General features: G+C 66.9%; 19 protein-coding genes. 9 read left to right on the top strand and 10 right to left on the bottom strand.

Annotated elements, in window-relative coordinates; all coding sequences use genetic code 11:
* The first annotated feature begins 72 nt into the window (after positions 1–72).
* The 5 genes from ABZ004_RS23400 (at position 73) to ABZ004_RS23420 (ending at position 7,417) form a co-directional block, all read left to right on the top strand.
* Positions 73–1,356 (top strand): ABC transporter substrate-binding protein, encoded by a 1,284-nt coding sequence (locus tag ABZ004_RS23400; protein ID WP_355682693.1) that lies wholly within the window; start codon positions 73–75, stop codon positions 1,354–1,356.
* Positions 1,353–2,306, top strand: a complete 954-nt coding sequence (locus ABZ004_RS23405; RefSeq protein WP_355682695.1) for a sugar ABC transporter permease — start codon at positions 1,353–1,355, stop codon at positions 2,304–2,306. The genes ABZ004_RS23400 and ABZ004_RS23405 overlap by 4 nt, the downstream gene beginning before the upstream one ends.
* Before the next feature lie 115 nt (positions 2,307–2,421).
* Entirely contained in the window at positions 2,422–3,246 is an 825-nt protein-coding gene (locus ABZ004_RS23410) for a carbohydrate ABC transporter permease (RefSeq protein ID WP_355682697.1), read from the top strand.
* Between the two features lie 44 nt (positions 3,247–3,290).
* Entirely contained in the window at positions 3,291–5,294 is a 2,004-nt protein-coding gene (locus ABZ004_RS23415; RefSeq protein ID WP_355682699.1) for an alpha-galactosidase, read from the top strand.
* A gap of 38 nt (positions 5,295–5,332) precedes the next feature.
* Positions 5,333–7,417: an NPCBM/NEW2 domain-containing protein gene (locus tag ABZ004_RS23420; RefSeq protein ID WP_355682701.1), complete on the top strand. Its 2,085-nt coding sequence runs from the start codon at positions 5,333–5,335 to the stop codon at positions 7,415–7,417.
* Positions 7,418–7,543: 126 nt separating this feature from the next.
* On the opposite strand, the gene ABZ004_RS23425 is transcribed toward ABZ004_RS23420, so the two are convergent.
* Positions 7,544–8,578: a questin oxidase family protein gene (locus ABZ004_RS23425; protein WP_355682703.1), complete on the bottom strand. Its 1,035-nt coding sequence runs from the start codon at positions 8,576–8,578 to the stop codon at positions 7,544–7,546.
* Positions 8,579–9,049: 471 nt separating this feature from the next.
* On the opposite strand from ABZ004_RS23425, the gene ABZ004_RS23430 reads away from it, so the two are divergent.
* Positions 9,050–12,124: a BTAD domain-containing putative transcriptional regulator gene (locus tag ABZ004_RS23430; protein WP_355682705.1), complete on the top strand. Its 3,075-nt coding sequence runs from the start codon at positions 9,050–9,052 to the stop codon at positions 12,122–12,124.
* On the opposite strand, the gene ABZ004_RS23435 is transcribed toward ABZ004_RS23430, so the two are convergent.
* Both ABZ004_RS23435 and ABZ004_RS23440 read right to left on the bottom strand, forming a co-directional pair.
* Positions 12,125–12,268 (bottom strand): hypothetical protein, encoded by a 144-nt coding sequence (locus ABZ004_RS23435; RefSeq protein ID WP_355682707.1) that lies wholly within the window; start codon positions 12,266–12,268, stop codon positions 12,125–12,127.
* Positions 12,269–12,394: 126 nt separating this feature from the next.
* Positions 12,395–13,189 (bottom strand): alpha/beta hydrolase, encoded by a 795-nt coding sequence (locus tag ABZ004_RS23440; RefSeq protein WP_355682709.1) that lies wholly within the window; start codon positions 13,187–13,189, stop codon positions 12,395–12,397.
* A gap of 292 nt (positions 13,190–13,481) precedes the next feature.
* Here ABZ004_RS23440 and ABZ004_RS23445 point away from each other — a divergent pair, with 292 nt between their 5' ends.
* Positions 13,482–14,732, top strand: coding sequence for an alpha/beta hydrolase (locus ABZ004_RS23445; RefSeq protein WP_355682711.1), 1,251 nt, complete (start codon positions 13,482–13,484; stop codon positions 14,730–14,732).
* Positions 14,733–14,852: 120 nt separating this feature from the next.
* On the top strand, positions 14,853–15,137 hold the full coding sequence (locus ABZ004_RS23450; RefSeq protein ID WP_355682713.1) for a hypothetical protein: 285 nt from the start codon (positions 14,853–14,855) through the stop codon (positions 15,135–15,137).
* Positions 15,138–15,350: 213 nt separating this feature from the next.
* Here the strand turns inward: ABZ004_RS23450 and ABZ004_RS23455 are convergent, their stop codons facing one another.
* The 7 genes from ABZ004_RS23455 to ABZ004_RS23485 form a co-directional block, all read right to left on the bottom strand.
* A complete protein-coding gene (locus ABZ004_RS23455; protein ID WP_355682715.1) occupies positions 15,351–16,775 on the bottom strand; it encodes a GH1 family beta-glucosidase in 1,425 nt (474 codons plus the stop codon).
* A gap of 74 nt (positions 16,776–16,849) precedes the next feature.
* Positions 16,850–17,863, bottom strand: coding sequence for an ABC transporter ATP-binding protein (locus ABZ004_RS23460; RefSeq protein ID WP_355682717.1), 1,014 nt, complete (start codon positions 17,861–17,863; stop codon positions 16,850–16,852).
* Positions 17,863–18,909, bottom strand: coding sequence for an ABC transporter permease (locus ABZ004_RS23465; protein WP_355682719.1), 1,047 nt, complete (start codon positions 18,907–18,909; stop codon positions 17,863–17,865). Before ABZ004_RS23465 ends, ABZ004_RS23460 begins: the two co-directional genes overlap by 1 nt.
* Before the next feature lie 3 nt (positions 18,910–18,912).
* Positions 18,913–19,893: an ABC transporter permease gene (locus tag ABZ004_RS23470; protein WP_355682721.1), complete on the bottom strand. Its 981-nt coding sequence runs from the start codon at positions 19,891–19,893 to the stop codon at positions 18,913–18,915.
* A complete protein-coding gene (locus tag ABZ004_RS23475; RefSeq protein WP_355682723.1) occupies positions 19,890–20,957 on the bottom strand; it encodes an ABC transporter ATP-binding protein in 1,068 nt (355 codons plus the stop codon). The genes ABZ004_RS23470 and ABZ004_RS23475 overlap by 4 nt, the downstream gene beginning before the upstream one ends.
* A gap of 98 nt (positions 20,958–21,055) precedes the next feature.
* A complete protein-coding gene (locus tag ABZ004_RS23480; protein ID WP_355682725.1) occupies positions 21,056–22,732 on the bottom strand; it encodes an ABC transporter substrate-binding protein in 1,677 nt (558 codons plus the stop codon).
* Between the two features lie 207 nt (positions 22,733–22,939).
* Positions 22,940–23,956, bottom strand: coding sequence for a LacI family DNA-binding transcriptional regulator (locus tag ABZ004_RS23485; protein WP_355682727.1), 1,017 nt, complete (start codon positions 23,954–23,956; stop codon positions 22,940–22,942).
* A gap of 300 nt (positions 23,957–24,256) precedes the next feature.
* Between ABZ004_RS23485 and ABZ004_RS23490 the strand changes: the two genes are divergently transcribed.
* Positions 24,257–25,480, top strand: coding sequence for an ROK family protein (locus ABZ004_RS23490; RefSeq protein ID WP_355682729.1), 1,224 nt, complete (start codon positions 24,257–24,259; stop codon positions 25,478–25,480).
* Positions 25,481–25,606 lie beyond the last annotated feature (126 nt).

Below are 25,606 nucleotides of genomic sequence, written 5' to 3' on the forward strand. Positions count from 1 at the left end.
TCCGCAGAACGAACCACTCAATCGACTGGCACGGCGGATCCCGCCGGCGCCGCGAGAGCTCAGGAGTAGGGCATGGCAGGTCTGGCAGCTGATCGGCGCACGTTCCTCAAGGGGCTCGGGATGCTTGGGGCCGCGGCCCTGATCCCGGGTTGCGCGACCTCGACCACCAAGAGCGGTGGCAGCAGCGGCGGCGCGACTGGTGAGCTCTCACTGCAGTCCAACCTCTCCGCCGAGCAGGCGAAAGCCGCGATGGAGAAGCTGGTCGAGGCTTATAACAAGACCGGTGGGAAGGTGAAGCTGAACACCGTCGCGTCGGAGATCTTCCGCACCCAGCTCCCCACGTACCTGACGTCCGCGAACCCGCCGGACGTCTACACCTGGTACGCCGGGTCGGTCGCGAACTCGTACGCCAAGAAGGATCTGCTGCTCGACGTCACCAGCGTCTGGGACGGGATGAAGAGCTACCCGGAGTCGATGCAGAAGGTCTCCACCGGCGAGAACGGGCAGAAGATCTTCGTGCCGGTCAGCTACTACTGGTGGGGCATGTTCTACCGCAAGTCGAACTTCCAGAGGTGGGGCGTCACCCCGCCGAAGACCTGGGAGGAGTTCCTCGCGGTCTGCAAGACGATCCAGAGCAAGGGCGTCCCGCCGATCGGCATCGGCCTGGGCGACACCCCGTGGGTCGCGTCGGGCTGGTTCGACTACCTGAACATCCGGATCAACGGCGCTCCGTATCACCGCCAACTGCTGGCCGGCGAGAGCCGTTTCGACGACCCGAAGGTCAAGGCCGTCTTCACCAAGTGGAAAGAGGCGCTCCCGTACTTCGACCCGAAGGGGAAGTCGTTCCCGTTCCAGGAGGCGACCTCGGCCTTGCTCGGTGGCAAGACCGGGATGTTCCTGATCGGCACCTTCTTCGCCGACTCCGCGCCCAAGGACGCGCTCGACGACATCGACTTCTTCCAGTTCCCGATCATCGACCCGTCGGTCCCGGTCGCCGAAGAAGCCCCGATCGACGGCTACTTCGCCAGCAAGAAGGCGAAGGACCCCGAGGCCGTGAAGAAGTTCCTGGGCTGGCTCGCCACCCCCGAGGCGCAGGAGATCTACGTCAAGAACTCGTCCGGAACGGTCATCCCCGCGAACCCCGATGCGAAGTCCGCCGACACGCCGCTGGTCCGCAAGGGCAAGGCCATGGTTCAAGACGCGAAGGAAATCACCCAGTTCTTCAACCGTGACTCCAGCGACGCCCTCCAGCCGACCGCCGACGCCGCCCTCACCAAGTTCCTCGACAAGCCCGACCAGATCGACAAGATCCTCAAAGACTGGCAGGCAGCAGCCGAAAAGATCTTCAAGGCATGACTGCCACCTCGGTCGAGTCGGTGCCTGATGCGGCAGCCGCCAAGCCGGCCCGGTCGAAGGGGCCGGGGCGGCAGCCGCGGAGTAAGTTGCATCGGATCTCGCCGTTGATTCTGGCGTTCGTGTTCGTGCCGTTCCTGATCGAGGCGGTGTGGGTGTTCTGGCCCGCGCTGCAAGGGTTCTGGCTGGCGTTGACGAGCTGGGACGGGTTGTCGGCGCCGAAATTCGTTGGCCTGGGCAACTTCCATGACATGGTCTCGGACCCGATCTTCCGGACCGCGTTGAAGAACACGGCGATCTGGCTGGTGTTGTTCGGTGGGCTCAGCGTGATCGGCGGGTTCGGGATGGCCCTGCTGCTGCAGAAGGAGCGCCGCGGCGTCGGCATCTACCGCGCCGCGCTGTTCACTCCGGTCGTCTTCTCACTCGTCGTGACGGCGCTGATCTGGCGGGTCTTCTACCAACCCGACGGCTTGGTTGATTCCGTACTGCGCGGCGTCGGGCTCGGCAACTTCGTCCGGCCCTGGCTCGCGGATCCCGACACTGCCTTGTACGCCGTGATCCTGCCGGCCTTGTGGCGCCAGATCGGCTACGTGATGGTGCTCTACCTGGCCGGTCTCAAGGCCGTCGACCCTGCTCTCTACGAAGCAGCAAGGGTCGACGGAGCCTCGGCCTGGCAGCGGACCCGGTACGTGACGATCCCGCAGCTCAAAGGCGTGAACTCGGTCGTGCTGTCGGTGATCGTGATCGACTCGCTTAGATCCTTCGACATCGTCTGGTCGATGACCAAGGGTGGGCCGTACCACTCGTCCGAGCTGCTCAGTACGTACATGTACTCGACCGCGTTCCAGTCCACCCAGCTGGGCTACGCCTCCGCGATCGCCGTGGTGATCTTCGTGCTAGCGCTCGCGGTCATCCTCGGCTACCTGATCCGTGCCTTCCGGGAGGAGACATGACCCTGCTGTTTGCCTCGCCTCCGGCTCGGCGGGTCATGGGGCCAAGCTCCCGTCCTTCCCTCGTCCCTCCGGTCGCTTCGCTCCCTCCACTCCTCAGTCCAGGCCAGGAGGCCCCATGACGAACCGGTTCAAGACGACCGGGTACCACCTGGCGATGGGACTCGTCTCGTTCCTCTGGATCGCGCCGATCCTGTGGGTGGTGGTGATCTCGTTCCGCAGCTTCGACGACGTCGCCGCGAACGGCCTGGGTTCCCTGCCGCACTCGTTCACCTTCTCGACGTACAAGTCGGCCTGGGAGGACGCGGACGAGTTCAGGGCTTTGATCAACTCGTTGTTGGTCACGATTCCGGCGGTGCTGCTGAGTCTGGGGTTCGCGGCGACCGCGGCGTACGGGCTGGCTCGCTACAACATCCCGTTCCGGCGGACCGTGTTGCTGCTGATGTTGATGGGGAACCTGCTGCCGCCGCAGATCCTGCTGATCCCGATCTCACGGTTCGTGGAACTGACCGGGTACTACGACACGCTCTACGCACTGATCGCGGTCCATGTCGGGTTCGGGCTCGGCTTCTACACGTTCGTGCTGCACGGCTTCATGCGTGATCTACCGCGGGAGATCCAGGAGGCGGCCACGATCGACGGGGCCGGTCCGGGCAAGATCTTCTCGAGCGTGATCCTGCCGCTGACCCGGCCTGCGCTCGCGGCACTCGGTGCGCTGTCGTTCACCTGGATCTTCAACGATCTGCTCTGGTCGATCACGGTCATCCGGTCGGGCGAGAAGATGCCGGTGACGCCTGCCCTGCTCGGTCTGCAAGGGCTGTTCGTGTCATCTTGGAACGTGATTGCCGCAGGCACCGTTATTGCGGCGGTGCCGACACTTGTCGTCTTCTTGAAGTTCCAGAAGCACTTCGTGTCGGGGCTGGCGATCGGGGCCGTCAAGTGACGACCGGGGTGGTGGGGCGGGAAAAGTATTCAACACAGTGGACGTTGCGTGGAGCAGCCACGTCGTATGTGGTCGAGGTGCCGGAGCATGGGCGCTGGGCGAGCTTGGTTGCCTGGGGCCCGTATGCGGTGGCCGACGGCCCGTCGACGGTGGCTCCGACCGGGACGGTTCACTTCCTTCCGGAGGCCGATGTCGAGCCGCTGGAGTACGCAGTACGAGGGGTTCGGTATGCCGCTCCCACCGAGTTGGTGGTGAGCGGGCCGGATGGGAACGACGAGTGCCGGCCGGTTTTCGTGTCCGGGGCGCAGGAGGACGACGATCTCGAGCTGACCTTCGTGGACGAGCTTCGTCGGCTTCGGCTGGTCCTGCACTACCGGCTGCCGGCTGAGCTCGACGTCGTCGAGCGATGGGTCTCCGTGCACAACGACGGCGCGGGCGATCTGACCTTGCATCATCACGACTCGGCCGGCTTCGTCGTCCCGACCGCGTCCGGCGCTCACGTGCGTTATTTGTGGGGCGAGTGGAACAGCGAGTTCCAGCAGGCTGCGGTCACGCTGCCGCGCGGCAGGTTCACGATCGACAGCCGGCAGGGCATTACCGGCCACTCGTACTCACCCTTCCTGTCCGTCGCCGATGCCGACGACCCGGCCGGTACTACGTGGGGCGTGCAACTCGCGTGGTCGGGGTCGTGGCAACTGAGCGCGGACGTCGACACCACCGGGCAGACCCGGATCCAAGCGGGCCGAGTCGCACCCTCGCTCGGCCTGGTTGTGGCCCCTGGATCCTCCTGGGTTTCCCCGGTGGCTGTTGGCGCTTGCAGTACCGAAGGGCCGGATGGGCTTGCCCGTGCCTTCCACGCCTACCAGCGGACCTTCGCCCGCGGCTTGCCGCAGAAGGTCGTCTACAACTCCTGGTTCGCTACAGAGTTCGATGTAAGGGCTGATCATCAGCTTGAACTCGCCAGGCGTGCGGTGCGGGCCGGGGTCGAGACCTTCGTGGTCGACGATGGCTGGTTCACCGGGCGGGTAGACGACACGGCCGGGCTGGGGGACTGGGACGTCGACCCGGTCGCCTTCCCGCAAGGGCTCGGTGCCTTTATCGAAGACCTGAAGGAAGTGGGGCTCGGCTTCGGGTTGTGGGTTGAGCCCGAGTCGGTCAGTCCGGGATCGGAGCTGGCGGCCAAGCATCCTGAGTGGATTCTTCGGACCGAAGGGCGCGAGCCGCTGCTGATCCGGAATCAGTTGCTGCTCGATCTCGGTCGCGACGATGTCGCCGAGTGGATCTGGGAGACGCTCGACCGGCTGCTGACGTCGTACGAGATCAGCTATCTCAAGTGGGACGCCAACCGGCCGCGGCTCGACAGCGGGGTGCACGCCGATCTCGACGGCAGGGTGGTCGCGAATCTCTACCGGATCCTCGACCAGATCCGTTCGGCACACCCACAGGTGGTCGTCGAGGGCTGCGCGGGTGGTGGCGGTCGGGTCGATCTGGGGATGGCCGCTCGGGTCGACACGCTCTGGCCCAGTGACAACACGGCTCCGCTCGATCGGCTGAAGATCCAGCGCGGATTCCTGAGCGGGTACTCGCCGCACTTGATGAGCTCCTGGGTGACCGATGCCGAGGGCACTCATGACGGACGCGAACGGTCGCTGGCCTTCAGGTTCCACGTCGCGATGGCCGGCGGTCTCGGGATTGGCGCGGATCTGTCGAGGTGGTCCGACGATCAGCTGGCCGCCGCGGCGCGCCACGTCGCGCAGTACAAGGACATTCGTGAGGTCGTGGCCAACGGGTTGGTTTATCCCTTGGCCGAAGGGGTGCAGTATGTCGGCGCCGACCGGTCGGTGGTGTTCCTGTGGGACACCGGCGACGGGAATGTCCGAGGCACCTTGCCGACCAGACCGCGCCGGATCCCGCTGGTTCAGCTGGATACCGCGAAGAACTACCGGGTGGGGGACGAAGTCCACCCGGGCAGCTATCTGCTCCAGGTCGGCGTCCGCTGGGGAGACACAGCCGATTCGCAGTGCCTGGTCGTCGAGCCCGTCGACTGACCGTCCGTTCTGTCCGCCAAGGCAGTAAGGAACAAGACGTGAAAAAGCTATCCGCCTTGCTCGGTGGGGTGATTGCAGCGGCCCTGGTGACCGCTTCGCTCGCTACCGCCGTAGCTCCCGCCTCAGCTACTCCTACCTCCTCTTCCGCCACCACCCCGCCGGTGCTCAGTCCGACGCCGTACATGGGATGGAATACCTACTACGGCCTCGGTGGTGACTTCACCGACGCCACCATCCGCTCGGTTGCCGACTCGCTGGTCAGCCGTGGCCTGAAGAAGGCCGGCTACGACATCGTCTGGCTCGACGGTGGCTGGCAGGCGGACGAGTCCCGCAGCGCGGCCGGCGATCTGGTGCCGAACCCGGCCAAGTTCCCCAACGGCCTGAAGCCGTTGGTGGACTACATCCACAGCAAGGGCCTCAAGGCCGGCATTTACACCGACGCCGGACCCTACATCCCCGGTCGGTGCGGTCTCGGCAGCGGCGGCTACTACCAACGCGACGCGGACCAGTTCGCGGCCTGGGGTTTCGACGCGGTCAAGGTCGACTACCTCTGCGGCATCGCGGCGAACCTCGACCCGAAGACCGTCTTCACCGAGTTCGCCCAGGCCTTGCACAACAACGCGAGCCACCGTCCGATGATCTTCAACCTCTGCAACCCGGTGACCTCGCCGGACTGGGGCAACTACCCCGAATCGCAGCAGTCGATCAACTCCTGGTCCTACGCGCCGGCGATCGCGCAGTCCTGGCGGACCTACACCGACGTCGGCTTCCAGGGCGACATCAAGTTCAAGGACGTCCTGCGCAACTACGACGCGAACGCCAGGCACCCCGAGGTCGTCAAGCCCGGCGCGTTCAGCGATCCGGACTACCTGGCACCTGAACTCGGCATGTCCGACGAGGAGTTCCGCAGTCAGCTGACCCTGTGGGCCGTGGCCGCCGCTCCGCTCGTCGTCGGCAGCGACATCCGCAAGCTCAGCGCCACGACCATTGGCATGCTCACCGACCCCGATGTCGTCGGGATCAACCAAGACCCTGCCGCAGTACAGGCAGTGCGCGTCGGAGCCGCCGGCACTGCGGAGACGTGGGTGAAGCGCCTCGCCGATGGCAGTCGTGCGGTCGTCCTGCTCAACCGCGGTGACAGCGCCAAGACCCTCATCACCACAGCTCGCGCAATCGGGCTGAGCGGATCGCGGTTCACTCTGAAGAACGCTTGGACCAACTCGGTCACCGAGAGCGCGGGCACGATCAGCGCGGCGGTTCCGGCCCACGGTACGGCGCTGTTCCGGGTCTCCCAGGCCAGTGGTGTCCCGGGCATCCCGCATGTGACGGCGGGGATCCCGCAGGTGACGAAGGTCGGCACCGACGCGCAGCCTGAGGGAGTCGCGCCGGTAGTTGCCGGGGGCGACGAACTTACTGCGCAGGTGGTGGTTCGCAACGACGGGCTGCTCCCGGTCCTGAAGCCTGCGGTGTCGCTGACCGGCGGCGCCGGCTGGACGGTCAAGTCGTTGATCACGGCACCTTCGATTCTTGCCGGTGGCAAGCAGGCGACCTTCACCTTCACGGTGAAGCTGCCCGCGGGCGCGGCTACTGGGAACGCGGCGCTGACAGCGCGTACGTCGTACGAGGCCGTCGGGTACGGCCAGCAGCAGCAGTCGACCGTTTCGCCGGTCGTTGTCGCGCCGGAACCGCCGAGCGGCACTGCGGCGCTCTCGCATCATCAGTGGATCGTCGCGACCAGCGGCTGGATGTCGCCGACGGTCGACGAGAGTGTGGGTGGCGGTTCGCCGATCAGCCTGGTCAGCCAGACGTACCCGACCGGGATCGGGGTCGCGTCGCCGTCCACCGTGCGGTTCTACCTGGGCAAGGCGTGCAGCCGGCTGACCGCGACGGTCGGCATCGACGACGCCGTACGGAATGTCGGTCCGGAAGGCGGTACGTCGACGTTCCAGGTCGTCGGCGACGGCAAGGTGCTGTTCGACAGCGGCGTGGTCGACCGAGACCACCCGAAGCCGGTCGACGTCGACCTGACCGGCGTCCGCGTCCTCGACCTGCTGGTCGGCGACGCCGGTGACGGCGGCTACAACGACCGCGCCGACTGGGCAGCCCCGACAGCAACTTGCTGAGCGCTGCCGACGGCGATTCGCTCGGACTGGGTGATCCGCTGGATCGCTTGAACCAAGCGTTCGGGTGATGGCTTGAACTAAGGGTGGTGGTCGGTGACTTCGCGGGAACACCGACCACCACTTCTCCTATTTGATCAGATCTCCGACCCGTTGGGCAGCGGCCAGCACCTCGGAATCGCCGGTATGTGCGAAAGCGTCGAGCGCCGTGTCCGCGAACTTGATCACATGCTCGTCGGAATGCTGCAGCGCGTAACTCATCAACTCATCTGCGTGGATGCCATCGGGTAATTCATGCCGTGGAATAGACTCTGACGGTGAGTAAGCGGCGGTGATCGCCGCGCTCGCTGCCCAGACCGCGGACAGGCTCGGCGCCCAGAGCGATGGTGGAAGCGCCGGGAGCGTGTGCAGGACCGCGTTGGGCGCGGTCGCGGTGTGGACCAGCAGGACCGGGCTGCCGTGTCCATGACCGAGATAGCGTGCCACGGCGCCGGCCACCAGGTCTTGAAGTATGTCTTGTACCTCGGCTGGGTTGCTGGGTGCTCTGAGCGCCCTGAGCGACGCCGGCCAGGCAGGCATCTCGGCAAGCTGCCCGAACCGCACCGCGACTGTGCCTTGCTGGGAAGGAATGCGGGGAATCGCGTCCAACGCAGCATTCACCTCCAGCGTGCCGTCCACCTCGGCCGCACCCGGGACGGCGCGCATGCGGGCTGCCCAGAAGGCGAGACCGTGCGCCAACTCGGTGACAGCTGCAGGGCTTGTATCACCGCGTAGCAACGTCCGTACTGCGTGGCTGACGCGAATCACCCCGTGCGTCGCGCCAGCCACGATCCCGGGGAGCAGACGCGGCCACCAGGTGACGAGTACCTCGCGCCACGGGTGCTCCCGCATCTGCTCTTCGAAGTACGCCGACCAGTCGCCGACCCGCCGGCCGTCACCGAGCGCGTCCTGCCACGTGGCGTCGGTGATGCGATCGCTCACCGACGGCAGTTCGCTGAGCTTGCCCAGATACGCATCGACCCAGCGATGCACATCAGCCGCGAGCCCACGCCGTACCAGCACCTCGACCGCCATCGGCCCGTGGTTCGTCAGGCTGCTCTCGCCCCACTCCGGCCCGGTCCGCGCGAACCGCTCGTACGCCTCATCCAAAATCCCGTCACCCATGCCGCGCAGTGTGCCGCCCCGCCCTGTAGTTCCCCTGTGGACCGCACCCCTAACAGCAAACACCTGTTCAGCTGCCTCCACCTGTACCGACGGACATGAGGTATCCGTCCCCGCGGGGGAGCTGAGCCGGTGAGTTGAGCGACGCCCGGAGTCCGAGTTGCGGATACCTCATGTCCGTCGGCACGCCAGGCGGCAGCTCGCACCATGTCTGCCGAGCGGCAGCTCCCACCGGTGTCTGCCAGGTGGGCGGGTCTCTTCGGGACGGCGGTCGGGTGTTCGCTGTCGGCGGGCGTTCGGCGGTGGGATGGAGTGCCCGGGCTGGGTTCGTCGGACTGGTGCGGCGGGGGCGGGATGGAGTGCCCGGGTTGGGTTCGTCGGACTGGTGCGGCGGGGGTGGGATGGAGTGCCCGGGCTGGGTTCGTCGGACTGGTGCGGCGGGGGTGGGACCTGGTGTTGTCCTACTCTCGGGGGATGCGGTTCGGGGTGTTGGGGCCGGTGGCGGTCTGGACGGAGGGCGGGGATCCGGTGCGGATTCCCGAGCTGAAGGTGCGCGCGGTGCTGGCCGAGTTGCTCGTCGCCGAGGGGCGGGTGGTTCCGGCGGCGCGGCTGATCGACGATCTGTGGCCGGACCGGATGCCGCGGGATCCCGCGAACGCGTTGCAGTTGCGGGTGTCCCAGCTGCGCCGGGCTCTCGAGGCGGCCGAACCGGGTGCGCGGACGTTGGTGGTCTCGCAGTCGCCTGGGTATCGGCTGGACGCGGTGACCGACGTCGCACAGTTCCGCTCGCTGCTTGATTCATGGGGTGATCTAAGGCTTCGAGCGGCGCGGCTGAGCGAGGCCCTCGGACTGTGGCGCGGTACGCCGTACGCCGATTTCGCGGGCGCGCCGTTCGTCCGCCCGGCGGTGGATCGCCTGGAGGAGGAGCGACTCGGTGCGGTGGAGTCGCTCGTGGAGATCCGGCTGGAGTTGGGCGAGCACGCCGAGCTGCTCGGCGAACTGGGCGACCAGGTCGGCCGGCACCCGTTGCGGCAACGGTTGCGGGCGGCGTACCTGAAGGCGCTCTATCGGTCCGGTCGGCACAGTGAGGCGCTGAACAGTTACCGGCAACTGCGGGATCAGCTTCGCGATGAACTAGGCCTTGAACCAACCGCTGAATTGATGGAACTGCAGCAAGCGATCCTGCGCCAGGATCCCCGGCTCGAGGCGATACCGGTACGGCGTCGGTCCAATCTGCCGCCCGCGATGACGTCGCTGATCGGTCGCGATGAGCTGCTGCCGGAAGTGGTCGGCCTGCTGAAGAAGCAACGGCTGGTGACGTTGACCGGGCCTGGTGGAGTCGGGAAGTCGCGGCTCGCGATCGAGGCTGCCCGCGAAGTCACCGGCGAATTCCCCGACGGCGCCTGGCTGATCGAACTCGCCGCCCTGGAACGCGCCCACCTGGAAGCCGCCCACCTGGAAGGCGGCGGAGCGGCGGGGAAACGCGCCCACCTGGAAGACGGTGGGGCGGCTGGGATAGGTGAGGCGATTGCTACTGCGCTGGGTATTCGGGATCGCCAGGTGATCGATGCCTTGAGCAATCAGTCGGTGCTGCTCGTCCTCGACAACTGCGAGCATCTGATCGGCTGCGTGGCGGAGCTGGTCGAAGAGTTGTTGCGCAAGGCCCCTGATCTTCGCGTGCTGGCGACGAGCCAGGAGCCGCTGGCGATCAACGGTGAGCGGCTCGTGGTGATCCCTCCGCTCGCACCTGATGCCGCTGCGGAGTTGTTCGTACTCCGTGCGTCGGCGGCGGGAGGCGTTGTCGAGGAAGGCGCCGCTGTCAACGCCATCTGTGAGCGGCTCGATGGGTTGCCGTTGGCGCTGGAACTCGCGGCGACCCGGGTTCGGGCGTTGGGGGTGAAGGAACTGTCGGCGCGGCTCGACGATCGATTCACGGTGCTGGAGTCGGCGCGACGCGGTGGAGCTCGGCGGCATCAAACCTTGCGGGCGATGGTCGATTGGAGCTGGGAACTGCTGACCGAACCGGAGCAGGTCGCGTTGCGGCGGCTTTCGGTGCACGCGGACAGTTGCACGTTGGAGGCGGCTGGCGCTGCTGGTGCTGAGGTCGAACCGCTGGGCAGGTTGGTGGACCGCTCGCTGGCCTGCGTGGTGGAGGGGCCGCGGTATCGGTTGCTCGAGTCGATCAAGGTGTACGCGGGGGAGCGGCTGCGGGAGTCCGGCGAGGCGGACGACGTTCAGCGTCGGGCGATTCACTGGTACACGGAGTTCGCCGTACGGGCTGAGCCTTTGTTGTACGGGCGGGATCAGCGGGAGTGGCTGGCTCGGCTCGATGCGGAGAGCGGCAACCTGCGCGCAGTACTGGATCATGCGGTGTCGCTAGGCGAGGCGGAGGCGGCGCTTCGGCTGGTCGATGCGCTGGCGTGGTACTGGTTCCTGCGCGGGCGGATCGGTGAGGCGGAGCGTGCGTTCGCGGCTGCGTTGGGTGCGGGTGCCGTACAGGATGAGAGCCTTCGGCAACGAGTTGTCGGGTGGCAGGCGGGGATCAGGTTGCTGGGGGACGATGCGTCGCGGACGGCGGCCGCACGGACGTTGCTGGGGGCGGACAGCCGGATCAGGGCGCATTGGTTCTTGGGGTTCGCGCATCGTGGGGGAGCGGTCGCGGCGACTTTCGAGGTGGTGGAGAAGGCGCTGGCGGAGTACGAGCTGGTTGGTGACGAGTGGGGGATCGCTGCGGCGTTGAGTGTGCGGGGGACGCTGGGGCGAGCTCGCGGAGAGTTGGTCGAGGCCCTTCGGGATGCGAGTCGGAGTGAGGCGATTTTCCGGCGGCTAGGAGATCGGTGGGGGCTGGTGAAGGCGACGAACAGTCTCGCTGAGCTGGCTGAGATCTCGGGTGATTATGCGCGGGCAGCGGAGTTGCACCGGGACGGCGTACGGATGGCTGAAGAGCTTGGTTTATGGGGTGAAGCTTCGCTGCGGCTGTCCGGGCTGGGCCGGATCGCGTTGCTGCAAAGGGATTTCGTGGCGGCTGATGAGTTCCACCTGCGGGCGATGAAGCTGGCGGCGGAGCAGGGGAACACGCCGGCCGAGGAGTTCGCCGAACTCGGGCTGGGGCTCAGCGCTCGTCGCCAGGGCAACCTCGATGCCGCTGAACAGCATTTCCGCCGCTGGCTCGACTGGCTCCGCCAACTCGACTCCCAACCCGGCGTACCCCTGGTACTCGCCGAACTAGGCTTCATCGCCGAACAACGCGGCGACGCCACCACGGCCCTCGCCCTCCACACCGAAGGCCTCACCGCCGCCCAAGCAGTAGGCGACCCCCGAGCCCTGGCCCTAGCCCACGAAGGCCTAGCCGGCGCCCATTCCCTCACCGAGGATGCTCACCAAGGAGCGTATCTGCTGGGTCGGGCTAGCTATCTGCGCGAATCCGTCGGCGCGCCCCTCCCTCCTGGTGAGCGCGCCGACGTGGATCGCATCACTCAACGCCTCATCGAGAGCCTGAGTGAATCTGTGTTCGAGGCGGACTTCGCCCGCGGCAACCGTGCCTGCTGATCAGCTGGCGGGGTAGTCGTCGTCGAAGGTCCAGGCGCAGGCGAACTCGACCCAGTCGCCGTCGTGCCGGATGTCGGCGCAGGACTGCAACTCCTGCGGGTTTCCGTAGAACTTGTTCGTGTGGACGAAGCCGCTCCGATTCAAGAGTCGGCAGAGGTGTCCGGCCGGAGCCTTTGCGGCGGCGGCCGGAACAGTGTGTCGCGGAGAACTGTGGGTGTTCTGTGGATCAGCCGTTCGGCTCGGAGACGCCAGCGGTCGTCTCGCGAGGCCTCAGTCGTTCGTCTCGGTAGGGAGATCGAAGTGCGGCGGGCGGCGGATGCCGGCGATGGTCGGGATCGGGTCGTTGGTGAGGAAGTCGAGGACGATCCGGTTCACCAGGTCGGGCTTCTCCTGGGTGAGGAAGTGCGACGTCCCCGGTACGACGGCGAACTCGGCACCCGGGATCGCGTCGTACATCTCCACCGCATGCGCGAGCGTCACCAGATCGTCGTCGGAGAACATCACCAAGGTCCGCGCGGTGATGACGCCCAGTTCGGACGCCTGCAGGTTCGGCTCCTTCGCGGCCATCTCGCCGATCTTGGTGGCGACCACCTTGAAGTGCTCCTCGCCGTCGGGCGAGACTTCGCCGTACGCCGGCCCGAGGAACTGTGCGATCTGGTCGACGTCCCACTCCATCTCCGGACCGGCCTCGCCGGACTTGTTGAAGCCGCCGCTGATCAGCACCAGTCGCTTGACGAGCTCGGGTCGCTGCATCGCGACCAGCATCGCGGTGAACGCGCCGTCGCTGTGCCCGACGAGATCGGCCGGCTCACCGACGACGGTCTCCAGGAACGCGATCGTGTCGCCGGCCATGATCTGGTAGCTGATCGGGCCCTCGACATCGGGGGTATGACCGTGGCCGCGCCGCTCCGGGGTGTACACGTGGAAGTGTTCCGCGAGCGGCCCGATGTTGGCGCCGAAGAACCGGGCGTCGACGAGGCCGCCGTGCATGAGCACCAGCGGCTGACCGGTGCCGGCTTCGTCGTACCAGGTCTTCACGGCGCCCAGCTGGACGTACTCACCCATGGTTGTTCCCCTCAACGTTGGTAGCGCGCAAGCTACCCCAGGTCGGGTCCGCACGCCACAGAACCCCCGCCGCCCCGATTCTAGCCTTGGCTCTATGCGACGAATATCCCTTGTTTTACTGGTAGTTACATCATTGGTAGCAACCGTTGGTACTACGCCAGGCGCGGCTGTCGGGCTCAGCTCGGATAGGTCATCGGGATCGGTCTCTGGGCTCAGTTGGCGGGACTGCCGGGGTGGGGCTTCGGATGAGGTGGGGGCGGAGTTGGCGAGGGCGGGGGCGTTGTGTGCGACGGTGCGGGTGCCGTTGGATCATCTGCGTCCGGAGGGGCCGAGGGTTGGGATTGCGATCTCGCGGATCAAGGCGGATCCGGCGAAGCGGCGGGGGATTCTGCTCGCCAATCCGGGTGGGCCTGGTGGGCCCGGGATCGGCTACCCGCTCGAGCTCAGGTCGTTGCTGGGCGACGTTGCCTCGCAGTACGACCTGATCGGGTTCGACCCGCGCTTCATGGGGCGGAGCGATCCGGTCGACTGCGGACCGGTCGTCCTCTCCGAGGTGTTCCGATCGCCTCCGACACGGGCTGCCTTCGGGCAGGCGGAGCGACTGGCCTCAAGGTTCGCGGCTTCGTGTAAGGCGCGAAATTCCGGCGTACTCCGGTACGCGAGCATCCGCGAGGTCGCCCGGGACATGGACTCGATCCGGATGGCGCTCGGCGAGCAGCGGCTCTCGTACTACGGGGTCTCGTGGGGCGCCGATCTCGGAGTCGTCTACAGCCAGCTGTTCGGCGTACGGGTCGATCGGCTCGTGGTCGACAGCGTGACCGATGTGGAGGGATCGGAGTATCACCATCTCGCGACAGGTTTGCAGACCGAGGCTGCCTTCGACGAGTGGGCGGCTTGGGTTGCTTCGCGCGACTCGGAGTATCACCTCGGGCGTACGGGGATGCAGGTGCGGGCGGCGGTCAGTCGATTGCGGTCGCGGACGATACGGCTTGGTTCATACCGGATCGATAGGTCGGCGTTGCCGTGGGTGCTGTCGTCGGCGCTCGGGGATGAGGGTGATCGGGAGCTGATGGCGCGCAACGTCCGTACGCTGATCGACGCCGCCACGGGGAAGCCGGTGCATCCGTCGGAGCAGTTGCTGGGATTCTTGGCGACTTATTACAAGCCTTCGTCTTTGGTCGAGCACTTCGTGGCGGCGTCGTTCGCCTTCACCTGCAACGACCGCGGCTGGCCCGCCGGCCCCTCGCAGTACTGGCGTGATGCTGTCCGCGATCGTGCGACCCAACCACTCTTCGCCACCACGATCCTTCCGTGTGCCTACTGGACGGATCACACCACCGAGCCGGAGCTTGCCATCGGCAACAACACGCCGATGCTCATCGTCCAGGCAGCCCGCGACAACATCCCGTTGCGCTGGGCCGAGGCACTGCACCGCAAGCTCCCACGATCGGTGCTGCACGTCGTGGACCGGCGAGCACATGGTGTGTACGACGCGCGAGTGCCGGAGGCCGTCTCGCTGGTGAATAACTACTTGGCGGGCTAGGTGCCGCTCGATATCCTGCAAGGCTTACTTCAAGCGAAAGGAGAAGGTATGAAGCGGCGAACCTAGCCGCCCACCCCCGGACGGTCCGGGAGGTACGGCGGCGGTTCCGAGAGGAACGAGATGTCTCGCACCGACAAGACGAAGCCCCTGTGGGTTCGTCACCTCGAGCACGCCCCGCGCCCGATCCACGACCACCGCCTCGGCCCGTGCGACCTGCCTCCTGCCCCGACCCGGGAAGCCGCCGGCACCTCCTGCCACTGGGAGCCTGGCAACCACTTCTACGCCGCCACCTGCTGCGCCGGCTGCAACATCCGCAGCTGCATCAGGGAACGCCAAGCCATGAACAAAGAGTCAAACCGCAAATCCCGCCACGCCGCCCGCCAAGAAACCCGCCGCTACACCTAACCTCCGATCATGGACGATCGACCACCCATCCTTCGGGCAACAGCAGAGTCAGGCAGTCGAACGTCGCCAGCTCCGATCATCTTTGTGCTCCGGTTGAGCATCTCCAGGTTCGCCGAATACTCAACTGGAGCACAAAGATGCCGCGTTCGGGGTGGGGGCCGAGGCGGGACCGCGGCGGGGATCCCGGGTTTGGGGGAGCGGTGGGGGTGTGGGTTAGCGGGTGCGGTGGTGGTGGGCTAGGTCGCGGAGGTAGAGGGCGCTTTGTTTGGGGGTTCGGGTTTGGGTTTCGTAGTCGACTCGGACTATGCCGAAGCGTTTGTCATAGCCGTAGGCCCATTCGAAGTTGTCGAGGAGGGACCAGGCGAGGTAGCCGCGGATGTCGGCGCCTTGCTTGATCGCGGACGCGACGGCGGCGAGGTGGGAGGCGAAGTACGCCGTACGGCCGTCGTCGGCTACGTAGCCGTCGGAGTCCGGTACGTCGGCGAAGGCGGAGCCGTTCTCGGTGATGACCATCGGGAGGCCGGGGTAGTCGCGGCTGATCCGGACGAGCAGGTCGGTGAAGCCTTCCGGCACGATCTCCCAGTCCATCGCGGTCCGCGGCCGGTCCAGCGGGAGCGTGCGGCTGATCGGCAGCCCGTCGTCGCCGACCGTGCGCCCGTCCTCAGCAAAACCGGTGAACTTCTGGCTGAAGTAGTAGTTGATCCCGAGCACGTCAAAGGGTGCCGAGATGGTCGCGAGGTCGCCGTCCTTGACCGGGATCTCGATGCCCTCGGCCGCCAGGTCCGCGATGACATCAGCCGGATAGTGCCCGTGCACCAACGGATCAAGGTAGATCCGTGCACCCATCCCATCGGCCCGCCGGGCAGCCTCGAGGTCAGGCAGAGCATCGCTCGCCGGGTACGCCGTGGCGGCGTTCAGCGTGATCCCGATGTCGATCGGCCGCGTCGCCGCTTCGCGCATCTGCTCGGTCGCGAGCCCGTGCCCGAGCAGCAGGTGGTGGATGGCAGCGATCGACGCCGGATACTCCTTGCGCCCCGGAGCATGCAGCCCATACGCATAACCGAGCATCGCCGAGCACCAAGGCTCGTTCAGGGTCGTCCAGGTGTTCACCCGATCGCTCAACGCATCGAAGACGAGCATGGAGTAATCGGCGAACCTGTACGCCGTATCGCGCGCCGGCCAGCCGCCCGCGTCCTCCAGCTCCTGCGGCAGATCCCAGTGGTAGAGCGTCACCCACGGACCGATGCCCTGGGCAAGGAGCTCGTCGACCAGCTTGTCGTAGAAGCCGATCCCGGCCGGATTCACCGGACCGGTGCCGTGCGGCTGCACCCGGGACCAGGAGACCGAGAACCGGTACGTGTCCAGCCCGAGTTGCTTGATCAAGGCAACATCCGCCGGCATCCGGGTGTAGTGCTCGCAGGCGACGTCGCCGGTGTCACCGTTGTCGATCGCACCGGGCACGCGGCAGAAGGTGTCCCAGATCGACGGCGTCCGGCCGTCCACGTCGACCGCGCCCTCGATCTGGTACGCCGAGGTCGCGACGCCCCAGCGGAAGTCGCTCGGGAGACTGGCGATCAGCGCCTGCTCGTCCGCCGGTGCGGTGAACACCGAGGAGGTGGGGAGAGCGGTTGGGTTCATAGTGAGGCGTACGGCGCTCGCCGGTGGGCGAACGCCGTACTGGCTCCCTTCAGGGAATGTCGTGTGTGGGTTGGTCAGGCGACCGGGACGCGGCCCGGCAGCCAGCAGGCCACCTGGCGGTTCGGATCGTTCCTGGCCTCGGGGACACCGAGTACGGGGATCTCCGCCGAGCACTTGTCGAAGGCGTGCGGGCACCGGGGGTGGAAGGCGCAACCGGTCGGCATCCCGCGCAGGTCGGGCGGCGAACCGGGGATGCCGGCCAGCTCCTTGCGGGGGCCGCGCAGGGCGGGGAAGGACTTGAGCAGCCCCTCGCTGTACGGATGCAGGGAATCCTTGTAGAGATCGGCCGACTTGGCCTCTTCCACGATCCGGCCGCCGTACATGATCGCGATCCGGTCGGAGAACTCCACCAGCAGCGACAGGTCGTGGGTGATGAACAGCACCGAGAAGTCCAGCCGCTCGCGCAGTTCGACCAGCTGGGCCAGGATCTGGCGTTGCATCACGACGTCGAGCGCGGTGGTCGGCTCGTCCATGATGACCACCTGCGGCTCCAGGACGAGCGCCATCCCGATCATCACCCGTTGCCGCATACCGCCGGAGAGCTGGTGCGGGTAGGCGTCCATCCGGTCCGCCGAGATGCCGACCAGCTTGAGCATCTCGTGCGCACGGGCGAGCCGGGCCTCGGCACTGAGCTGCGGCTCGTGCGCCTTGATCACGTCGAGCATCTGGGTGGAGATCTTGTGCACCGGGTTGAGCGAGTTCATCGCGCCCTGGAAGACGATCGACGTCTCGGCCCAGCGGAACTTCCGCAACTCGGAGTTCGAGAGTTCCATCACGTCGTACGGGTCCTCGCCCGGCGGGTGGTAGATCACCGAGCCACCGCTGATCACGCCGGGCGGCGGGAGCAGCCGGGTGATGCCGTAGGCAAGCGTCGACTTGCCGCTGCCGCTCTCACCGGCCAGGCCGAGCACCTCACCGCGGTGCAGGGTCAGTGTGACGTCGCGGACGGCCTGGACCGACTGGTCGCCGAGACCGTAGTCGACGTTGAAGTCCTTGATCTCCAGGACCGGTGCTTTCAGGTTCGCCATCACGCCGCGCCCTTCGCCTTGTCGGCGGGCTTGCGCAGGACCGGGGTGACCGGCTCCTGCGTGCCCTTGGTGGACAACACCGGGGTGAAGCCGACCCGCATCTTGACGGTGTGGCCGTCGGTGGTCTTGACCTTGGTGTGCCCGGAGCTGCGCAGCCGCGGGCTGACGAACTCGTCGATGCCGAAGTTGATCAGCGACAACGCCGTACCGAGGATGGCGATCGCCAGACCGGCCGGGACGAACCACCACCAGGCGCCCGAGGCGAGTGCCTGCTGGCTCTGCGCCCAGAACAGGATCGTGCCCCAGTTCCATTCGGAGATGGTCGAGATGCCGATGAAGGCCAGGGTGATCTCGGACATCACGGCGAAGATCACCGTGCCGACGAAGCCGGAGGCGATGATCGCGGTCAGGTTCGGCAGGATCTCGGCGGTGATGATCCGCCAGGTGCTCTCGCCGGTGGCCCGGGCCGCCTCGACATAGTCGCGTTTTCGCAACGAGAGGGTCTGCGCCCGCAGTACCCGGGCTCCCCAGGCCCAGGAGGTGAAACCGATGACGAGGGCAACCATCAGGTCGCCGCCGCTCGGGATGGTGGAGGCCACGATGATGATCAGCGGCAGCGCCGGGATGACCAGGAAGACGTTCGACAGAGCCGAGAGACCCTCGTCCGCGGCACCGCCCAGGAAGCCGGAGCTGACCCCGATCAGGACCGACAGCGTGGTCGCGACGATGCCGGCCAGCAGGCCGACGAACATCACGCCGCGGGTGCCGACCAGGATCTGGCTGAAGACGTCCTGGCCCAGGTGCGTGGTGCCGAACCAGTGCTTGCCGGACGGTCCCTGCAGGATGTCGCTACTGCGCTGCGACGGGTCGAACGGTGCGATCCACTGGCCGATGATCGCGATCAGGCAGAACAGGCCGAGGACGATCAGGCCGGTCGCCGCCTTGGGATTCGCGACGAACTTCAGCCGCTGGCGCTTGGCCGGTGCGATGGCGGCGGCCGGGCCGCCGGGAGTGACCGCGGTGACGGTACTGGCTGGTGCGGACATCGGTCAGCCCTCCTTGCGGGTGCGGGGATCGAGGAGCAGGTAGGCGACGTCCGCGATCAGGTTGGCGACCAGGACGGAGATCGTGATGACCAGGAACACACCTTGCATCAAGGGATAGTCCTTGGCGCCGACGGCCTGGAAGAGGTTGTAGCCGATGCCGGGGTAGGAGAAGACGATCTCGACCAGCAGGGTGCCGCCGACGATGAAGCCGAGCGACAGGGCGAAGCCGGAGACGTTCGGCAGGAGTGCGTTGCGGGCGGCGTAGCTGAACATCACCCGGCGTTCGCTGAGGCCCTTGGCGTGCGCGACGGTGATGTAGTCCTCCGACGCGGTGGTGACCATCATGTTCCGCATGGTGAGGATCCAGCCGCTCACCGAGGAGATCAGGATGGTGAGGGCCGGCAGCAGGCTGTGGTGGATCGCGCTGCCGATGAACTCACTGTTCCAGGACGGCACCAGGCCGGGCTCGTAACCACCCGACGACGGGAACAGCCCGTTCGTACCGGCCAGCACGCTGATCGCCAGCAGACCGAGCCAGAAATAGGGGATCGAGGACAGGAAGGTTGTCACCGGCAACAAACCGTCCAGCCAGGAACCGCGCCGCCAGCCGGCCAGTACGCCGAGCGACGTACCGATCATGAAGCTGGCGAAGGTGGTGATGCCCACCAGCGCGATCGTCCACGGCAGGGCTTGCCCGAGGACGTCGGAGACCGGGGTCGGGAAGAAGTTGAACGAAGTACCGAGGTCGCCGTGGAAGATCTGGCCCCAGTAGTCGACGTACTGGCTCCACATGCTGGTGTTCTTGTCCAGACCGAACAGCACGTAGAGCGAGTGGATCGCATCGGTGCTCAGCTGGCCCTGGTACTTCGCCATCAGCGAGGTGACCGGGTCGCCCGGGATGAGCCGCGGGATGAAGAAGTTGATGGTGATCGCGGCCCAGGCCGTGAACAGGTAGAACGCGATCCGCTGCAGCAGGAACTTCACTTCGCGGCTCCTTCCTCGTAGAGCCAGCAAGCGGCCCAGTGCGCGCCTTCGCCGGTGACGATCGGCAGTTCGAAGCGGGGCGGCAGCTCGGTCGAGCACTTCGGCATCGCGTGGATGCAGCGCGGGTGGAACCGGCAGCCGCTCGGCGGGACGATCAGGCTCGGCGGCTCACCGCCGGCCTCGTCCTCCGGCGCGTCCCTCAGATCGCCGACCCGGTCGAGCCGGTCGGGATCGGGCGCGCTCTCGATCAGCAGGCGGGTGTACGGATGCGCGGGGGCTTGCGTGACGGTCTCGGAGTCGCCGCCCTCGACCAGCCGGCCGGCGTACATCACCATCGTCTCGTCGGCGAAGTAGCGCGCCGAGGCGATGTCGTGGGTGATGTAGAGGATGGCTAAGTTCAGGCGCTCTTTTAAGTCCCGCAGGAGGTTCAGTACGCCGAGCCGGATCGACACGTCGAGCATCGAGACCGGTTCGTCGGCGAGCAGCACCTCCGGGTCGGCACCGAGCGCCCGGGCGATCGAGACCCGCTGGCGCTGGCCGCCGGACAGTTCGTGCGGGAACTTGTCCAGGTAGCGCTCCGGCGGAGTGAGCTGGACCCGGAGCAGCAGCTGCTTCAGGTTGTCCTCGAGCTCGGCGGACGTGCTCCCCGCGCGGCCGTGGATCTTCAGCGCGCGGGTCAGGTGGTACCGGACGGTGTGGACCGGGTTCAGCGACGCGAACGGGTCCTGGAAGATCATCTGCACCTGGCGGCAGTAGGCGCGGAACCTGCGGCCGCCGCGCACGGTAACGGTCTTGCCGTGCAGCCGGATGTCGCCCGAGGTCCGCGGGTACAGCTGGGCGAGCAGCCGGGCCACCGTGGACTTCCCGGAGCCGGATTCGCCGACGAGCGCGGTGACCCGGCCCCGGCGAAGCGTCAGCCGCAGGTCGTCCACCGCATGGACCGCTTTGCGCTCCCTGGTGAACAGGCTGCGCAGCCCCCGGCGTACGGGGAAGTGTTTGGTGAGGCCCTCGGCCTCGAGGACCACCTCGTGGGTGGTCAACGGGTCTGTCTCAGTCGCCGTCATGACTTAGTCGAACTCCTAGCTAGTGTCCCCAGAACACCCGGTCGCGGCACCGCGGCCGGGGACCCCCAGGTGGTGGGATCCCCGGCCGCGGCAGGTCCTTACGCCCCGGCGGGCTTCAGGTTCAGGACGATCTGGAGTGCGTTCTGCTGCGTCGGCTGGGCCGGCGCGTACTGGTTCGACTCGTCCGGCCAACCGACCCAGTGCTTGGTGCTGTAGAGGCCACCGACGTTCGACGCCGAGGTCGGGATCACCGGCATCTGCTCGACCATGATCTTCTGCAGCGTGTTCAGTGCGGTGGTCCGGCTCGCCTCGTCGGCGGCGTTGGCGTAGGCGTCCAGCGCCTTGGTCGCGTCGGGGGAGTTGAAGCGACCGTAGTTGCCGCTCACGCCGGCCTTGCCGATCGGCTTCAGGATCTTGCCGTCCATGATGTTCTGGTAGATGTCGAACGGCGTCGCGCCACCGTTGGTCCAGTGCATCGCGGCGTCGAAGTTGCCGGTGTCGATGTTCTTGAACCAGGCGTCCTGGTTGGCCTTGTCGATGGTCGCCTTGATCCCGATCGAGGACAGGTTGTCCTTGATGATCTCCAGGTCGGTCTGGTAGTCGGACCAGCCGGCCGGGTCCGTCAGCGTGATCGTGACCGGCTTTCCGGTCGGGTCCTTCAGGGTGTCGCCCTCGAGCTTGAAGCCGGCCCCGCTGAGTTCGGCCTTGGCGCCGTCCACGTCGACCTTGTGCACCTTGTCCTTGAACTCCGGCGCGATGAAGGATTCGCCGGCCGGGGTCGGGATGCCGGTGACGGACTCGACCTTCGGGTAGAAGTAGCCCGCCTCACCCTGCTGGAAGATGTCGTCGCGGTTGATCACCTTGTCCATCGCGCGCCGCAGGGCCGGGTTGTCGAACGGCTTCTTGGTGGTGTTGATCCACAGGCCGTGGATGCCGAGGTTCGCCGGGAACCAGAGCTTGTGGTGGTCGGGGTCCTTGTCGACGTACACGGTCTTCACGTTCGGGACGAAGACGAAGCTCCACTCCGAGGAACCGTTGGCCAGCGCGGTCGACTGCGCGTTGTTGTCGTTGTACGACGTGTAGCGCAGTTCCTTGATCTTCGGCAGGTCCTGCCAGTACGCGTCGCGGATCTCCAGCGTCGTGGTCTGCGGGGTGAACGACTTCAGCTTGTACGGCCCGGTGCCGATCGGGTTCTTGACGGCCTCCGTGCTCGGGTCCTTGAACGCCGACCACTGCGCCTTCGGCACGACGAAGACGGTGAGGATCTTGTTCTGGTTGGTGAACTGCGACCGGGTGAAGGTCAGGTCGACCTTGTTGCCGGAGGCGGTGATGGCGCCGTACGGGATGGCGTCGGTGTTCAGGCCCTCGTTGTCCTTGCGGAGCTGGAAGGAGTACGCGACGTCGTCGGCGGTCATCGGCGAGCCGTCGGAGAACTTGACGCCGTCGCGGATGGTGAGCGAGAGCTTGGTGAAGTTGTCCGACCAAGCCCACTCGGTGGCCAGCCAGGGCTTGCCCTTGTCGGTCGGCTTGATGCCGTTGATCATCACCAGCGGCTCGTAGATCATCCAGCGGTAACCCAGCGATGCACCCGCGGACGAGCCGAGGAACGGGTTGTGGTTCTCCGTCTGTGGGCCGTTCGGCATGCCCACGTTCAGCACCGTGGTGGCGCTGCCGGCGGCGGTGTCCTTCTTCGCATCCCCGTTACTGCAGGCAGCCAGTGTGACTGCCGCGAGCACGCCCGTGAGGGCTAGCGCGACTGAGCGTCGAGCTCGCATCGTTCCTCCTGTGGTTCGTCCAACTGTGTTTTGGCGGTTGACTGTCGGATGGTGCCTGGGGTCTCGCATCGTGCCGTGAAAGCGCTCTCATGGGAATATCGGCGGCGCTAACAGATCGGTATCGGTGTTCGGTGTGCGTCGGTCGGCGACCGGGTCGCCGGCGGCGAGGCGGGGGCAGCCGCCCCGCCGCCGGCAGTTCGGCGAGTACTACGTCCGGCGGGCGGTCACGGGGGCGGTTGAGCTGCGGACGATCAGCGTCGTGGGCAGCACTTTGGGCTCGTCGGGCATCGGCTTGCCGTCGAAGTACCCCATCAGCATCTGGGCCGCCGCCTGGCCCATCAGGCGCATCGGCTGATGCACCGTGGTCAGCGGCGGCTCGGTGTGCTGGGCATAGGGAATGTCGTCGAAGCCGACCACCGACACGTCGTTCGGCACGTTCCGCCCGGTCTCCCGGACGGCCTGGATGGCGCCGCCCGCGGACAGGTCGTTGTGCGCGAAGATCGCGTCGAACCTGAGCCCGGCGTCGAGTGCCTGCTGGACGCCCTTGCGGCCGCAGTCGTGGGTGAAGTCGCCTTCGAAGACGAGCTGTGGGTCGAGCTCGATCCCGGCCGCCGCGTAGGTGTCGCGGAAACCGTCCAGGCGTTCCTGGGTACAGCCGAACCAGTCCACGCCGGTGATCACCAATGGCCGGCGGCGGCCGAGTTCCAGCAGGTGCTGGGCGGCGGCCTCACCCCCGGCGCGGTTGGTGGTGGCGACGGACGGGAAGAGGGGCTGCTTGGCCCGGTCGTCGATCAGTACGACGGGCAAGCCGCGGGAATGCAGTTGTTCGATGTAGGCGAGGGTGCCTTCCGGCTCGATCACCAGCAGGCCGTCGAAGGACTGGGCCGAGACCTGGGAGGCGAACTGCTGCATGGATTCCTCACCCCGGTTGCAGGTGAACAGCAGCAGGCCGTAGCCCGCGGACTCGACCACGTCCACCGCGCCCTGCAAGACCTCGCCCATCCAGGGCCAGGTGAGCGACGGGACCAGCATGCCGACGATCCGGGTCCGGCCGCGGGCCAGGCCGACGGCCCGTGCGCTGGGCACGTAGCCGAGCTCGGCGATCACCTGACGGACCCGCTCGGCGGTCCGCATGTCGAGTTCGCCCTTGCCGTTCAGGACGCGCGAAACGGTGGTCTTGCTGACCCCGGCACGGGCGGCCACATCGGCGATGGTGATCGACACTGTCAACTCCCCTCGGGCGGTTGGGGGTTTGTTTCCGAACCGTGTCGCTGAGGTTCGGAACCGGTTTCGGAAGCGGTTCCGTAGAGTGAAGCCGAGTGAGTCAGCTCACGTCAATCACGACGCGATAACGAATCACGACTAAGTTCACGATTTGTAAGAAGTGGACCCTGTGGATAACCGCCGACCCTTCCGGGCGGTCCTGCGGCATGATGGACTGGCGCTCGCAGCGGGACCCGAGCGGCATCCGGATGACCGCAGAAGCGGCATTCTGCGGTCTACACAAGGGCAGGTCGACACACCATGGATGGACGCCGGACCACGGTGCGCGACATGCGGCGGTCGAACCGCTCGGTCATCCTCACCAGCATCTTCCGCGACGGCCCGCTGAGCCGCTTCGAGCTGGGGCAGCACACCTTGCTGAGCGCGGCGAGTGTGAGCAACCTGGTCGGCGAACTGCTCGAGGAGCGGGTGGTCGAGGAAGCCGGTTCGGTCGAGTCCGACGGCGGCCGGCCGCGGGTGCTGCTCCGGGTCAATCCGCGGTTCGGCTACGTCATCGGGGCCGAGGTGGGGGAGACCCGGGTCCGGGTCGAATTGTTCGACCTCGCGATGCAACTGCGGGCGATCGCGGTCTATCCGATCGAGACGGCGACGCTGGATCCCGAGTCCGCGGTGATCTACGTGACGGGCGGCGTGGCCAAGGTGCTCGAGAAGGCGGGGGTCAGGCCGGAGGATGTGCTCGGCCTGGGGGTCGCCGTGGCCGGGATCGTCGAGGGACCGGCTATCGTCCATGCCCAGACGCTCGGCTGGGAGGCGGTTCCGTTCGGCGCGATGCTGGCGGCGGAGACGGACATTCCGATCCAGGTCGACAACGGGGCCAACACGCTCGGCCAGGCCGAGATGTGGTTCGGGGCCGGGCGGGGTGCGACCGACGCGGTGGTCGCGCTGGTCGGGTCCGGGGTCGGCGCTGCCCTCGTCACCGGCGGGTCGAGTTATCGCGGCATCCGCAGCAGCGCGGGCGAGTGGGGACACACGACGATCATGTACGGCGGTCGCCGGTGCCGGTGTGGCTCGAAGGGCTGCCTCGAGGCGTACGTGGGGGCCGAAGGGGTGCTCGAACGGTTCCAGTTGCTGAACGACGGGGTCGCCGCGTCGGGGCTCGACGAGGAAGAGGCGTTCACCGGGCTGCTCGATTCGGTCAAGCGGTCGAAGGTCGCGGCGAAGGTGGTCGACGACACGATCGGTTATCTCGGCGCGGGGTTCGCGAACCTGGTCAACCTCTTCAACCCCGAGCGGATCGTCCTCGGCGGCTGGGCCGGTCTGCTGCTCGGTGAGCGCTACCTCCCGCAACTGCGCGAAGCCGTCGGCAAGCACGCCCTCCGCCAGCCCTTCGCCCAGGTCACCATCGAGCTGTGCGAACTGGGCCGCGACGCCGTAGCCCTCGGCGCCGCCACCCTCCCCGTACTCCGCCTCCTCCGCGACGGCGGCGTCCCAGTCCCCCGCTCCTTCCCAGCCCAGGTCAACTGACCCCCGCCTCCCCGCACCCCCTACTCCGCACCCGGCACCCGGCACCCCGCACCCCGCACCGTGCCTCTCCGCACCCGGCACCCGGCACCCGGCCGGCACCCGGCACCCGGCACCCGGCCGGCACCC

It is taken from the genome of Kribbella sp. NPDC006257, assembly GCF_040613535.1.
GTDB lineage: Bacteria > Actinomycetota > Actinomycetes > Propionibacteriales > Kribbellaceae > Kribbella.